General features: G+C 42.5%; 7 protein-coding genes. 2 read left to right on the top strand and 5 right to left on the bottom strand.

Going from position 1 to position 15,898, the window contains the following annotated elements; all coding sequences use genetic code 11:
• Nucleotides 1-19: 19 nt before the first annotated feature.
• The 4 genes from Q0590_RS13095 to Q0590_RS13080 form a co-directional block, all read right to left on the bottom strand.
• Nucleotides 20-1,735 carry a serine hydrolase gene (locus Q0590_RS13095; RefSeq protein WP_302037999.1) on the bottom strand — a complete coding sequence of 572 codons (1,716 nt, stop codon included), beginning with the start codon at nucleotides 1,733-1,735 and terminating at the stop codon, nucleotides 20-22.
• Between the two features lie 162 nt (nucleotides 1,736-1,897).
• Nucleotides 1,898-4,345, bottom strand: coding sequence for an ABC transporter permease (locus Q0590_RS13090; RefSeq protein WP_302037998.1), 2,448 nt, complete (start codon nucleotides 4,343-4,345; stop codon nucleotides 1,898-1,900).
• 113 nt (nucleotides 4,346-4,458) lie between these two features.
• The gene (locus Q0590_RS13085; protein ID WP_302037997.1) at nucleotides 4,459-6,831 is read right to left on the bottom strand and encodes an ABC transporter permease; all 2,373 of its coding nucleotides are present in this window, start codon (nucleotides 6,829-6,831) and stop codon (nucleotides 4,459-4,461) included.
• A gap of 51 nt (nucleotides 6,832-6,882) precedes the next feature.
• Nucleotides 6,883-9,609 (bottom strand): ABC transporter permease, encoded by a 2,727-nt coding sequence (locus tag Q0590_RS13080; protein ID WP_302037996.1) that lies wholly within the window; start codon nucleotides 9,607-9,609, stop codon nucleotides 6,883-6,885.
• Between the two features lie 318 nt (nucleotides 9,610-9,927).
• Between Q0590_RS13080 and Q0590_RS13075 the strand changes: the two genes are divergently transcribed.
• Nucleotides 9,928-11,301, top strand: coding sequence for a sigma-54-dependent transcriptional regulator (locus Q0590_RS13075; RefSeq protein ID WP_302037995.1), 1,374 nt, complete (start codon nucleotides 9,928-9,930; stop codon nucleotides 11,299-11,301).
• 54 nt (nucleotides 11,302-11,355) lie between these two features.
• Nucleotides 11,356-12,714: a sensor histidine kinase gene (locus Q0590_RS13070; RefSeq protein ID WP_302037994.1), complete on the top strand. Its 1,359-nt coding sequence runs from the start codon at nucleotides 11,356-11,358 to the stop codon at nucleotides 12,712-12,714.
• Nucleotides 12,715-12,820: 106 nt separating this feature from the next.
• Here Q0590_RS13070 and Q0590_RS13065 read toward each other — a convergent pair whose 3' ends face one another.
• Nucleotides 12,821-15,580 carry a PAS domain S-box protein gene (locus Q0590_RS13065; RefSeq protein WP_302037993.1) on the bottom strand — a complete coding sequence of 920 codons (2,760 nt, stop codon included), beginning with the start codon at nucleotides 15,578-15,580 and terminating at the stop codon, nucleotides 12,821-12,823.
• Nucleotides 15,581-15,898: the final 318 nt, after the last annotated feature.

Genomic DNA, 15,898 nt, shown 5'->3' with positions numbered 1-15,898 from the left:
AAGTATAGGTAAGTAATGCTTATTTTACAACTAATACAGAATTTGTATAGCCATTCTCCGTGGCGGTAGCCTTGTTAGCAGGGTCCAGTATCCATTCGCCATCTACCACAAGTTTGTACTGATAGGTTCCCGGAGGTAAATCTACCTTGCATAACCATTCGTTGCCTTTGCGGAAAAACAGGGTATGCAATCCATTCCATTTATTAAAACTGCCTGCCAGGGTGATAAGCTTTGCCTGCGGATAACCTTTCAAAGTAAGCGTAGTGTTGCCCTTCTGCGACTCCGGAGCAAGCAATTGATCGGCTAACTGTTTAGCTCCTTCATTTTTAGGGTTCAGTTCAAAAGACTTCAGATAATTATCTGCCGCTGCTTTATAATCGCCATTCATCAGGCAGGCTTCTGCATAACTATCGTACGCATTAGCCGACTGAGGATAGGCTTCTACGTTTAATTTGAATACCTCTTTGGCTTGTTGTACTTTCTTGGCATGCAGCAAAGAATAGCCAATTTCATTCATTTTCTCCTCTGCTATTATAGATTTCCTGGCAGCATTCAAGAATGGCTCTATCGCTTTTGCTACCCCTTTAGAGGGAATATTTTTTATGAATAACATACCTGGATCGGTATACTTGTCGTAAGCTAAAAAATCCACCGCAGGTTGCTCGCCTCCAACAGTTAGCCCGGTTATTTCTTTAATAATGCTTAATCCATTAGAGCCATTCGTAAAGTATAGTACGCCTGTTTTCTTTTGCTTATACGCTACCACATAGCATTTAAAGGTATTGTTGTCGCCCCAATGCCAGAAAGCACTGCCATCGGTAGCTTGTTGCAAACCAAAACCTAAGCCCCAGGAAATAGATTTAGACATAGGGGAGGAAGCATCAAAAGCTTTTTCCGGGACCTGTATCTGAGGGGACACCATAGCCTGCACAGTCTGCCTGCTAAGACCGGTCTCATTAAGGATGGCTACTATAAATTTTGCATAATCGCCAGCCGTTGTTTGCAAAGAATAGGCGGCATTTGCCTGCTGAGGTTTGTTTTTGTCCATCACCTTCAGAAAACCATCGTGGGGCAAGGCAAAATCATCATTCAGCAACGGCTTCCATACATAGCTACTCCGGCTCATGCCTAAGGGTGTAAATACGTTTTCCGCCATTACTTCATTCAGCGCCTTACCGGTAAGTTTTTCTATCACCTTTTGCAAATACACAAATCCTTCCCCGGAATACCGGAACTGCTTGCCTGGCTCAAAATGAATCCGCAGCGAATCTCCACCCCGCCAGTTGGGGAAACCACTAGAATGACTCAACACCATGCGGGCAGTAATTTGCTTGTACCGGTTATCCTGCTGTATATCCTCATAGGGCAAATATTGATACAAGGGTTTGTCTAACTCCAGTAAACCAGACTCTACAAATTTCAACACAGCATAGGCAAAAACAGGTTTACTTAAAGAAGCTGCATCAAACACGGTAGTATTCGTTACCCTCTCTTTGGTTTCTGCACTCTTTACCCCATACCCGCCTGTATAGATCACTTTGCCCTCACTAATGACTGCCAGTGCAATACCTGGAATAACAGCACTATCTAACAGCTGAGGTATTCGTTTTTCAAGCTTGGCTGCTACCTGCGCTTTATTAATAGAGCTTGTACTAGTAGGCTGACTATAACTAGTCAAAAAAATGCCTGTACACAGCAGCAGTAGTAAACATTTTACGTACTTTTTACCTGTCATAAAAAATCTGTTTTATTCTAAATATAACGCTTATTGCCACCCGTTCAAGGGAGTATTCATAGGTTACCGGGATTTACTGGATTCTCTGGGCACTTGCGAGATAGGTACGAAGCATAATTTATAATTAATGACTGTTGATGAATGAATATTTTATACCATGCCTCACTCATAGTTAAGCGCTTTTGCCGGATTAGCTCTGGCCGCTTTCATCGTTTGTATACTTACTGTTACCAAAGCTGTTACTAAAATCAGTAAGGTAGGCAGAATAAACAGAAAAGCACTGATTTCTATGCGGAAGGCATAATTCTCTAACCACCTGCTAATTCCCCAGTAAGCCACTGGCCAGGCAAATACATTGGCCAACAGAATCAACTTTATAAAGTCGCTTGTTAGGAGTGAAAGAATACTATAAACTGAAGCACCTAATACTTTGCGTACGCCTATTTCTTTCGTACGCTGCCTGGTAGTTAATAAAGATAAGCCAAACAGCCCCATACAGGCCACTAATACAGCAAGGCTTGAGAAAAAGGAAAACACCTTTTCAAATTGTTCGTCTTGCTGATATTGCCGGTTAAAGAACTCATCCAGGAAGAAGTACTCAAATGGGCTACTGGGAAAGGTATTTTTGAACGTTGTTTCTAGCTGCTGAACGGTTTGCTTAATGTTTTCAGGATTTACTTTCGCTGCAAAATACTCTATACTCGAGCCGTCCTGGCTGTAAAAAATCATTGGCTCATGCTTTTCTTTCAAGGAACGGTTATGAAAATCCTGCAGTACGCCTATAATTTCCAGTTTGAAAGTTCTACCCCGGCCGTTCCGCGAATAAATGTTTTGCCCAATAGCTTGCGCTGGTGTAACAAAACCTAAGGGTGCCAGAGCAGCTGCATTAATCATAATAGGAATTATACTGTTTTCGCTCTTAACACTATTGACAGAAAATTTTTCTCCGGCAATAAGTTTTATACCAAACTGATCAATAAACTCCGGGCCTATGGCAAGTGTGTGGTAGCGTACCACTTCTTCATCAGGGGCATCTGGTCTCCGGATAATCCGGTTATACCAGCTTACTTCTTTCCCCGGAATGGTAGAAGACGTAGTAAAGCTGCTAATACCCGCATACGTACGTACCTGCGTCTGAAAGTTTGCAAGTTTCCGCAGAAACTTGCTTTCCTCTTCCGGACTATCGCGCCTGCTTTGAGGAGCTGCTACAATTAAGGTTTGTTCTATGTTCATTCCCAAATCTTTGGCATGCATGTAGCTTACCTGCCGGTAAACAGCAAAAGTACCAATCGTCAGCACCAGCGAAGCTGCAAACTGGAAGAATACGAGCACTTTTCTTAACCGTAAGCCTTTCCCTGTCTTATACAACTGCCCTTTTAATACTTGCATGGGCTGGTAAGCGGAAAGTATGAGTGCCGGATAAAACCCGGATAACAAAGCGCCAATGAAGGTGAATAGCAAGAGTATGGGTATAAAAGGGTATTGCTGCCAAAGGGTAAAAGGGATGGCTATTCCTACAAGTTCTTTAAACCAAGGCAAAGTAAATTGAACAATGGTTAAAGCGAAAATTAAGCCTAGCAAATTTAGCAGCAATGATTCCAGGAAAAACTGCTTCATCAAATGAATCCGCATCGAACCCATTACTTTCCGGATGCCTACTTCTTTAGCCCGCTCTAGCGCTTTAGCCGTAGACAGATTGATATAGTTAATATAGGCAATAAATAACACTAATACCGCAATACACACCAGAAACCAGACGATCCTGCTATCTCCCTGCCGGCTGATATCTTCGGCTAAGCCAGCATATAAATGAATAGCCGATAAAGGTTGCAAGAAGTAGTTAATAGACGAAGTCCCTCCATCTTGATGTGTTTTAATGAACGATGCTAATTTATCCTGTAATGGCTGTGTATTAGTGCCAGGCGATACTAACAAATAGGTAAAAGCATCCCAGGTTTTAGGCCCCCCGGCCTGGCCTGGCGTATTGCGCGAAACCAGGAAGTTGAATTGCAAATGTGATTGAAGCGGCGCATCTTGGCAAATCCCTCTTACAATACCCGATAATTTATGCCCCTGGTTGTGGTTTTCCATGATAATTTCCCTGCCTATGGGATCTTGTTTACCAAAATATTTCAAGGCGGCGCTTTGGGTAATTATCACAGCATGAGGCTCGTCCAGTACATCAGGTGAGCCATTTACTAATGGAAAAGAAAAAGTTCGCAGGAAAGAGGCGTCAACAAACAATACTTGATCTTCATTATAAGCAGTTAAAATACCTTCTGTGCTAGGGGCAGTTACTACACCTGTCCAGGTAGAAACCCTGACTACTTCCTGTACTTGAGGAAACGTTTTTTTTAGTTCATCACCGATTTCAATCACACCAGTTCCACGCTTCTGGGTTACTATACCTTCCTGAAAATGTTCAGATTCAATCCGGTAAATATGGTCAGCCTGTTTATGAAAACTATCATACCCCAGTTCAAAGCTTACATATTGCAGAATAAGCAAGCAGGCAGCCATCCCAATAGCCAATCCTGTAATATTGACAGCAGAGAACAACTTATTTTTTAGTAGGTTTCTCCAGGTGATAATAAGGTAGTTACGAAGCATGAGTAATGATTAATGACTAGTTAAAAAATGATTGATTTTGTATGGAGTATCTCGCAGCACGTATAGAAGCAGTATAAATTTTAAATACTGTTTGCTACTCCTGCACGCCACTTTTACTCATTCCGCAGTACATAGGCTGGATTGGCGCGGGCTACTCTCCATGTATGGAAACTAATGATACTTATGCTTAATAAGCAAACAGCCAAGCTAGGCAAAACAAACAGCCACACGGTTACTTCTGTCTGAAAGGCATAGTTCTGCAGCCATTGTCTTAAACCTAAAAATGCCAGTGGCCATCCCAGCAAACTAGCCACTAAAAGCAGCTTGATAAAATCCATAGAAAGTAGCAGCAGAATGCTCGGAACCGAAGCACCCAAAACTTTGCGTACCCCTACCTCTCTGGCGCGGCCTGCTGTAATAAATGAAGCTAACCCGAATAGTCCTAGGCCAGATACAACAATGGCCAGTATTGCAAAAGCATTAAATAATGAGCTCATCCGTTGCTCCGCCTTATACAACGCATCATACGCATCATCCATAAAATGATAATCTACTGGGTAATCTTGGCTATAGTTATCTACTATTTTTTTTATACTTGCCAGGGCCGTTTTGGTATGTTCTGGTTTAATCCGGATAAGCAGATACGAAATATCCTGAGGGCTTACATGAATAAGGGCTGGCTCTATCTCTTTTTGCATAGAAGTAAAATGAAAGTCTTTGACAACACCCACAACTATTCCTTTTTTGTCATAAAAAGAAATGGGTTGGCCAATAGGATTAGTCAGCCCCATTCGCTGCACAGCGGCTTCATTTAACAGGAAGCTGGCTGTATCGGTGGGTATACTGGCAGACAAACTTCTACCCTCTTTTATCTTCAGTTGTAGTGTTTCAATAAAATCGTATTGCACCCGGAAATTATGGATCATAAAATGATCATCTGGATTTTTGCCTGGAAACTCAATTCCTCCGCTTCCATCTGAACCTACCCATTTGAATGGCATGCTGTAATAGTTGGTGCCTGACACGGCTTGAATAGCAGTATTTTGAAGCAGCTCATTTTTTACCAGAGAATAGTTGTCTTTCAACTGGCCTCTCATCTCTACATATACCAGGTCATCTTTAGTAAGGCCTAGCTTTTTTGTGCTGATATACTGCAACTGGCGGTTAATAAGGATGGTGCCAATAATCATAATGATAGACAGGCTAAACTGCCCTGTTACTAATACTTTCCGGAGAAAAACCCCTTTTGAAACCGAAAGTGGCTGTCCTTTTAGCACTTTGGCTGGCGAAAAAGCAGACAGGTAAAAGGCAGGATATATACCCGCCACAAGGCCAACTAAAATAATTAGCCCGCTGAATAACCCCAAGTATGTGGGGTCAAAAGTAGTGATGGTCAGCTGCTTTCCGGTTAGTTCATTAAAAAAAGGCAAAGCTAGTTGTACTACCGTAAGCGAAAGTATTCCTGCAATCAGCGAAAATAGTAGCGACTCACCTAAAAACTGAAAAATTAATTGTTTTCGGTCTGCTCCTACCACTTTGCGTAAGCCTACTTCCTTAGCTCGGCGTGTAGCTTTGGCCGTAGACAAATTCATGAAGTTGAATATGGCAATCAGCAATACAATACCAGCCGTGAGTGAAAAGAATTGGACATACCGGATATCGCCCCGTACACCAAAATCGGTATTGAAATCAAATTGTGAATACAAGTGTATATCTTTAAGGGCTTGTAAGTACAATATCTCCTCATTTCTATCCGGCTTCGTGTGAAAATAATTCCGTATTTTAGCTTGTACCTCTTCTATAGTAGCTTCTTCTGAAAGCTGAACATAGGTATAAAAAGCATTGGCTCCCCACTTGGTTAAATCTGTTCCGTACTCTTTGATAAACTCAAAAGGAATAACAAAGTCAAACTGCAGATGCGAATGTGCCGGAATATCTTTAATTACCCCTGTTACCACCAATGTATACTGATTATTTATTTGAATTTGCTTGCCTATGGGATTATCGCTGCCGAAGTATTTACTGGCCAAGCGTTGGGTGAGTATAATAGAATGCGGATGTGTGAAGGCTGTAGTGTAAGTGCCTTGTACAAACGGAAAATCAAACATTTGAAATAGGCTCTTTTCGGCATATATTCCGCTAGGTTCTTCAATCAGTTTGTCTCCATATTTCAGCAGCACATCTCCCCACAAGGCAAACCTGGTAGCATTCACCACTTCTGGAATGTCTTGCTGGAGGGCAGTTGCTAAGGGTGCAGGCGTACGGCCAACATTATACCATATACCAGACTGGTTTTGCTCTTGGGCTACCCGGTAAAGGGTGTGAAAATTCTTATTAAAACGGTCGAAACGGGTTTCTTCTACAATGTAGAGCAAAATGAGCAGGCAAACGGCTATACCAGCTGCAAAGCCAACAATGTTAATAAACGAAAAGACCTTACTCTTTAATAAAGTTCGCCAGGTGATAATAAGGTAGTTGCGAAGCATAGAAAAATAATTAGTGAACTGTCTGAATGAGTATGTGCTTACCGGGTTACATTATTCATACCGTAAGGCTTTTACAGGATTTGCTTTTGCCGAGCGGATGGTTTGCATACTTACAGTTAGTAGGGCAATGACAATAACCAGTATACTAGGAAGCAGAAACAACCAGGGACTTATATCTATCCGGAAGGTATAGTTTTGCAACCATTGCCGGATACTCCAGTAAGCCAGTGGCCAGGCAATCAGGTTAGCTATTAGCACCAATTGCATAAAATCTTTGGAGAGCAGGTAGATCATCTGGTCTACAGAAGCCCCCATCACTTTGCGGATGCCTATTTCTTTGGTGCGTTGGATGGTAGCAAAGGAGGCGAGACCCAGCAAACCCAGGCAGGCGATAAATATAGCCAGCAGAGCAAATAAGGTAAATATCCGACGGAAATGACGATCGGCTTTATATTGTGAATCAATAAATTCATCCAGGAAAAAGTATTCGAAAGGATTACCAGGAAAAACAGATTGATAGGTTTCTTCAATAGCCTTGATGGTAGTTGGTACATCTTTCATGTCCAGTTTCAGGGAAAAGCAACGGCCAGCATTCGGATTCAGTATAAAAATCATGGGTACATAATCACTTCTCAACGATTTCTGGTGGTAGTTCTTCACCACGCCTATAACCGTATAGGGAAAATCTTTTCCATACGTAATTTTACTATTTACAGCTTCTTGCGGGTTCTTAAAGCCTAATGCTTTTGCAGCTGCTTCATTGATAATAGCTCCTTTATTATCTGTTGAATAGGCTTTAGAGAAAGCCCGGCCAGCCAGTAAAGGGATGGAATAGGTATTTACAAAATCATAATCTGCCCAGATGAGGCTGAACATAGATATGCCGTTATCGTTGCTTCCTTCCCGTTTAATGCCATTATCTGAATACATATTCTCCATCCCAGGAACTACATCGGTAGTAGCTACATTTTTCACCGCCGGGTATTGCCGGACTTTATTGCGGAACAATTCCAGTTTAGTATCAAACTGGGCATAATCTTTTATAATGAAGGGAGTTTTTACCACTAGCACACCCTCCACATTCAGACCAAGGTCGTGCTCTTGCATAAATTGTATCTGGCGGAATACGGCAAAAGTTCCGGTTATAAGTAATACAGAAACGACAAACTGGAATATAACCAGGCCTTTTCTTAGGAGAATACCACTAGCCGAACTCCGCCATTTTCCTTTTACTACCAATACCGGCTTATAGGAGGAAAGCGCAAAGGCAGGATATAAGCCCGACAGTATGGTTCCGCTGATGAATAGTCCTATAAATAGCAGCCAGAAGTAGGAACTCTTCCAGAAGGTAATCTGTATTTGCTGACCGGTAAAGTCATTGAAATAAGGCATCGCCAGTTGTACCAGGGTAATAGCCGTTATGGCACCTATGGTATTTAGCAATAGAGCTTCTGTTAAAAACTGACGGATCAACTGCCAGCGGCTGGCTCCCACTACTTTACGGACCCCTACTTCTTTGGCTCTTTCGATAGAACGCGCCGTAGAGAGATTTATATAGTTTACCCAAGCCAGTAGCAGAATAAAGGCAGCAATAATCAGGAGGAAGTAGATCGTGCGGATACTGTTATTTACACTAATTTCATTCCTCAGATCAGAATACAGATGTATGCGTTGCAGCGGTTGTAAAAACAATTCTTCCCGGGCATTTTCAGCAGCCAGATCTTTGCCCCTATATGTCTGAATGAAATCAGCAAACTTTGCTTCCAACGCAGTTGGAGATACCTGTGGAGATAGTAAAAGATATGTATATGTTTGAAAGCCTCGCCATTCTGTATCCATTTCCATTCCCAGCGCTTTATATGATAGCAAAAAATTAACTTGAAGGTGGGAGTTGGCCGGCACATCTTTAAATATGCCAGTTATTAGCTTAGGCTCAGACCGGTTGCCTTGCTGCAAATAAATGAGCTTCCCCATAGCATTCTCTTTGCCAAAATGCTTCCTGGCCATAGATTCTGATAATACCACTGCATTGGCCCCTATCAGAGCCGTAGCCGGATTCCCCTGAGTTAATGGAAAAGAGAATACATTAAAAAAAGTAGGATCAGCGAAGTAAATACCTTCTTCTTTAAAAGTTACTTCCCGGAAAGCCTGGGCCGCTTTTTTGTAAGCTTCTGTTTCCGCAACCATAAAAATAGAGTTATCATGATCAGCCGTATCAACCAAAGGATTATCCGGATCGGTAAGCCAATTGCCATTTACCACAAACTTGTACATGTGGCGGCCTGGCGTCAGGGTAAGCTTGGCAACCCATTCATCCCCTTCTCTAGTCATGGGTTGGAGGTTGGGGTTCCACCCGTTAAAATCGCCGGCTAGAGAAACCTTGGTAGAATCGGCAAACCGTTTGGTACGGATAGTAACTGGTTGAAGAAAACTTGCCTCCATACCTGCCGTATGGCTTACCATCGTATTGCCATACCAGGGCCTAAGCCTCGTATAATGCATTACTTCAGGAAACTCTCTTTTCATGGCCGGGCCAGCCGCATGATAACTTTGCGCGGTCTGCCCATCCAGTTGTCCGGCTACATATCGGTTGCCAGCTACCCGGTAAATACGGTCAGCCTGGCTATGAAAGGTATCGTAGCTCATCTCAAATACTACGTACTGCAATACCAGTAAGCAAGCCGCCATGCCAACTGCCAGGCCCAGGCTATTGGTTAATGAAAATGCTTTGTGTTTGCTAAAATTTCGCCAGGCGATGGTCAGGTGGTTGCGGAACATATGAGAGAAGAGTAATGATTATTGACGAATGAATACGTATAGGATATATAGGTTTATGCAAAGGGCATGGCGCATAAAATTAACATGCACAATGCCAGCTGCTCCTGGCCCCAGAAATCCAACAAGTATACCAAAAATATAAACTACAGATTATCAATATATTAATTAATAGCAACAGAATTTACTATCGCTTTATGTTTCATCCTGGCACATAAAATTGTATCAGATTGAAACAATACGTATATTAGTTCACACCCAATAGTCTACATCAAATTTCTAGTTATTCGTCAATAATCATTATTCTCTACTCCTTTCCTCATGTCTCAACTTACTGGTAAGATACTCATTATCGATGATGATATAGATGTATTGCACACAGCCCGCCTGATTTTGAAAAAACAATTTTCCATCGTTCGTACCGAATCTGATCCGGGCAACATATACGAACTCCTGCAAAAGGAAACCTTTGATGTCATTATTCTGGATATGAACTTTACTTATGGGCAAACCGGCGGACAGGAAGGTTTGCACTGGCTGAATGAAATCTTGAAAATAGACCCTACTGCACACGTCATGATGAACACCGCTTACGGGGATATTGGCCTGGCCGTAACAGCTATGCGGCAGGGAGCTATTGATTTTCTGGTAAAACCATGGGAGAAGGAGAAACTCTTGTCGAGTGTCCTGACTGTATATCAATTAAGCCAATCGAAGAAAGAAGTAAAGCAGCTCAAACATAAGCAACGCTTATTGAGTGAAGATGCCGCTAGCCAGTTTCCGGAAATGATTGCTGTATCGGCTTCTATGCAGAAAGTATTTGCTACCATCGAGAAAGTAGCCGCCACCGATGCGAATGTGTTGATCTTAGGGGAGAATGGCACTGGGAAAGAATTAGTAGCCAGGGCCATTTACAGGCAATCGCCCAGGGACGATGCAGATTTCATAAAAGTGGATGTAGGTGCTATTTCAGAAACTTTATTTGAATCAGAACTTTTCGGCCACGCCAAAGGAGCTTTTACAGATGCCAAAGAAGAACGGGCCGGCCGCTTTGAGATAGCCTCCGGAGGTACCTTGTTTCTGGATGAGATTGGCAATTTGCCTCTGCCTTTACAAGCTAAACTACTGACTGCTCTGCAAAACCGGCAAATCACGCGGGTAGGTTCCAACAAACTTATTAAAATAGACATCCGCTTGATATGTGCTACCAATCAATCGGTATATGCTATGGTTGCCGACGGCACTTTCCGGCAAGATCTGCTCTACCGCATCAATACGGTAGAAATTAAGTTGCCTCCCTTGCGGGAACGTACAGAAGATATACCTGTATTGGCTACACATTTCCTGAACCTATATGCTCAAAAATACCGGAAGCCTGGCATGCGCATCAGCAAAGAAACCATTAAGCAACTACAGCACTATAGCTGGCCGGGAAATATCCGGGAACTGCAGCACGCTATAGAAAGAGCCGTAATCATGAGTGATTCTTATGAACTGACACTAGATGAGTTTCTGCTTACCGCTCCTTCCAAAAAATTGGATGAAAAGAACCTGACATATAATCTGGAGGAAATCGAAAAAACGGCTATTCAACAGGCAATTAAAAAACACCAGGGTAATCTTTCTTTAGCAGCTAAAGAGTTAGGTTTTGGCAGAAGCACTTTGTATAGGAGAATGGAGAAATATGGGTTGTAGAAAGTGGCTACAATAAAAAAGGTATTTAATATACTATACTGACTTAAATCTCTAATGTTCAGAAAATTCCGCTTACATATCATTTTCCGGATACTGCTGATACTGGCACTGGGCCATGCCATGCTTTATATTCTAACGCAGACTCATTTCTGGCTGGTAGCTTTTTGGATAGGTCTGGCTATTATCCTGCTTATTTCTGAACTTATCTATTTCATCGAACGGTCTCATAAAGACCTGGAGAACTTCCTATTATCTATCCGGCAAAGCGATTTTTCTACTTTATTCCCAAGCCTCCGAAACAAGGGTTCGAACGATGGCTTAAAACAAGCTTACTCCGAGATATTAAAGGTATTTCAACACTTACGAAGCGAAAAAGAATTTGGCCACCAATATTTACAGACCGTAGTAGAACATGTAAAAGTAGCCCTTATTTGTTATGACGAAGCAGAAGACGTACAGCTGATGAATGAGGCAGCCTATACCCTTTTTGGCAAGCCCTACATCAAGAACATAAAAGCGTTGGAGCAAATTGATAAACAATTATTGGAAACCGTTCGAAGTTTAGCCGCAGGAAAGAAAGAACTTATCAAAATAACAAAACAAGGTACCACATTGCATTTATCGGTGCAGGCAACTGCGTTTAAACTAGGGCAGAAATCCTATAAGCTGGTGTCTTTCCAGGATATTGGCAGTGAGCTGGAAGCACAGGAAGTGGAATCTTGGCAAAAGTTGATCCGGGTGCTTACCCATGAAATTATGAATTCGGTTATTCCCATTGCTACGCTTTCTTCGGTAATTAATGAAATGTTGCAGGAAAGAGCCATCCGGAATCCGCATCTTATCTACCAGGATGATGAAGAGGAACAAGAAATCCGCAACAGCCTGCAAACCATTGAGAACCGGAGTAAGGGTTTGGTAAATTTTGTAAGGGCTTACTCTAGCTTCACCCAGACAGCTAAACCAGTAATGCAGGTGGTGCCGGTAGCATCGTTGTTTACCCGGGTATATACCTTGCTCCGTCCTACGATAGAAAAGAAGCATATAAAATTTACCATGCTGCTTTTGCAGGAAAACTTGCATTTCACAGCTGATCCTGAATTAGTGGAACAAGTATTAATTAATCTTTTATTAAATGCCATAGATGCCGTAGAACTGAAAACCAATCCGGCGATTGATCTAACGGCCAGTATCAATAGCAGCGGCCAAACAGTGCTACAGGTAAAAGATAACGGAACAGGAATGGATGAGCAGGTAGAGCAGCAGATGTTTGTGCCATTTTTTACCACGAAAAAGAAGGGGTCTGGTATCGGGCTTAGCTTATCCAAGCAGATTATGTTGCTGCACAAAGGGAATATTACCGTTCAATCTACGAAGGGGGAAGGCACTATTTTCAAATTACTTTTTCCGGCCTGAGCCAAAGCTTTGTCTCAGGTATCCTTGTGTTCAGGAGAACCAGTCCTATTCATTGCTCCAATACGCATATTCTCACATGGATAAAGGATATGGCTCTAGATAGAGTTTATCTGGCTTTAATGGCCACTAACGTAATATCATCTTCATTGTCTTTTTCGGGAGCCCATTGATGGCCCAGCTGTACCAGGTTGTCTACAATTTGCTGGGCAGATAAATGTGCTACCTGCCGGTAGTGGTCTTCTATGCGGTCGTAATCGAGCATTTTCCTTCCGGCATTAAATAACTCAGGCAACCCATCTGACATAACCAGCAAGGTATCGCCAGGTTCAAAAATCATGGATGTGTACTGGTAGGGAAACTCCAGAGCCGAGCCCAGAAACAATCCTTTTAACATAATGCGTTCTACGGCATATACCTCTTGCTTGTAGAGAAATAAGGGAGGCATACCAGAGGAGGCAATAGATACATTCCGTTCTTTAATTTTAATGACTGTCACACCCATATACATACCCCGGATCTGCAAATTCTGAATACCTTCAGAAATGCGATGCAACAATTCACTTACGGTACACTGGCTGGCCAGGGTCTGAAAATAACTTTTTACGGTAGCCACCACAATACCTGCCCGCAAGCCATGCCCGGTTGCATCGCCAACAATAACCGTAATGGTACCATCTGCTTCTACCTTGTAATCATAATAATCGCCACCCACTTCCACACTGGTTTTCATATACATGGCCATATCCAGGTTATGCAGTTGAGGCGGCTTCTGGGGCAGCATAGACATTTGTAAGGCACGGGCTTCTTCAAGCTCTTTGGTTTTGCGTTCGTTGTCTTTTTCCAGAATAGCCAGTACTTGTTCGGTTTTCTGCTTCTGCCGCAATAATTCCTGCTGCCCGCGTGCAATAGCCCGCTCCCATATCTTCGCGTCTGTAATATCTCTTATTCGGATCAGGAAATAAGAATTATCGTCTACAGATATGAGCGAAACTGCGGCATTTCCCCAGAACTCCCGTCCTGTTTTACTAATATATTCTATCTCAGAGGACCAGAATTTTTTCATCTGTATCTCCCGCATAATTTCTTGTATCTGCTCTTCCGTATAAGGATATTTCTGTAGTGCCTCCCCCTGCCTGCCAATAACCTCCTGTTTGCTTTTGTAGCCAAACAATTGCATGGCTTGCTTATTTAGGTCTTCAATAGTACTTGTCTGGGCATTTACCAAAAACAAAGCATCCGCCGACCCTTCAAAAATGGCTTTCTTCAGCTGCTCACTTTTATATACCTGTTCTTCCGCTTCCTTACGGGCAGTAATATCATATCCGGCACATGTTAATCCGATAACGGCATTATCTGCATCTTTTAAGGGTTCTATGGTCATGCTGAAATAAGTAGGCTTCCCATTTAAGGTTACTTTCATTTCAGCTTGCTTACCTATGCCAGTCTTCAGCACATCTTTTTTTAAGGCTACAATGGGCTCCGCTTCTTCTGGCATGAGTAATTCCTGATCTGTTTTTCCGAGCATGTATTCTTCCGAACGGCCTATAGCAGGGTTGTTGTATATCCAGGTATAGCGGAGTTGCTGGTCGTGGTTAAACACCAAAATAGGCGAATCTTTAATAGCTATCTGAAAGCGTTCTTCGCTTTGCTGTAATTTCTCCTCAGTTGTTTTACGCTCTGTTATATCTGTATCTATGCCAATCATCCGTACAGGTTCTCCATAACTATCAGTCACCACTTTTCCCTGGCTATTTACCCAGTTGATGCTTCCATCTGGCTTTATTATTTTAAAGTCCAGGGAATAGGAACCTTTCTCTTGAATAGTTTCAGTAATAGTTGCCTGAAAAGAATCAATATCCTGAGGATGAATGAATGTTTTCCAGCCGTCGAAGGTACCTCCATACAGTTTATCAAAGGTTGCCGGCTGTAAACCATAGATAGTTTCCAGCCCGGCTGACCAGTGCAGTTCCCCAGTGTTCAGGTGCCATTGCCAGCTTCCCATCCGGGCGGCACGAAGGGCCATTTGTAGTTCCTGCTGTGTCTGATTCAACTTATCCAGCAGCACGCTCTGGTGCTCGTTGCTGGTAAAAAGTTCTTCATTGCTGGCGTTCAACTCTTCATTACTGGCATTTAATTCTTCTAAAGCTGCTTGCAGCTCATTAGTCCGTTCGGAAATCCGCTGCTCCAGATTAAGATTTAAATTCTCCAGTTCTTCCATGGCTTTCTGCCTGTATTTCATTTGCCGGAATATTAACCAGAAAGCCCATGCTACCAGCAGAATGCTACAGATCGAACCAGCTATTTGAAAGTACACCACTTGCTGGCTTTTGAGAATCATGGTACGGTCGGCTGTGCGTATCTGCCTGGTTACATCTTGCTGAAGTTCTGTAATGCCAGACCGGAGCCTATCCATTAGCAAACGGCCATTTGTGTTCTGCATAGCTGCTATGCCGGCAGCCATTCCCTGGGTCTGGCGTATTTCAAGCGTACTCTTCAGGTTAGCTAATTTGCTATTAATCAGGTTATTAATAGAAGCCACCTCAGCTTTTTCTTCTTCCTCCAAGGGCATTTGCAACACTGCCTGCTGATAATTTTTTATAGTATCTATAGCAGACTGATAAGGGGCTAGGTATGTACTATCGTTGGTAAGAATATATCCTCTCTGACCGGTTTCTGCATCTTTTAATAAAGAAAACAGGCGTTCGTACAGAAATAAACTCTGCCGTAGGGTAGCTGCCTTCTGCCGGTTAGCTATCCATAGCTGGGTAGTGTTGTACGAAAGAAGACCAATGGCCAGGAGGAGCAGTAATGAACCACTAAAAAGCAGGGTGAGTAAAAACCTGTTCAGCGAAAGTTTATCTAACATAGGTATACCCAGAAAAAAATTGGTCTCTGGTAGTACGGTTATCGTAAGTTAAGGGCACGTTCATAGAACTAAAAATATCCTAATTAGTTCAGTATGCCGGTTTTTTTATCAATTGAATTTGTGCAAGATAAGCGGAATAATTGAAAATAGGTAGATCCCTGCTTTCAGGCACATACGTTGGCAAATTGGCTAAGAAAACAACTATTTTTTCCGCTATCATGGAAATATAAAACTACCCGCTGGTATTTGTACCAAACTTACTCTCCCTGGCCTCCAAATCCGGATAAAAGATAAAAATTAAGCCGGTTAGCTTCCCAA

The sequence above is a fragment of the Rhodocytophaga aerolata genome (genome assembly GCF_030503435.1).
Taxonomy (GTDB): domain Bacteria; phylum Bacteroidota; class Bacteroidia; order Cytophagales; family 172606-1; genus Rhodocytophaga; species Rhodocytophaga aerolata.
The sequence above is the reverse complement of the archived record's forward strand: the minus strand, read 5'-3'. Positions and strand labels throughout refer to the sequence as shown.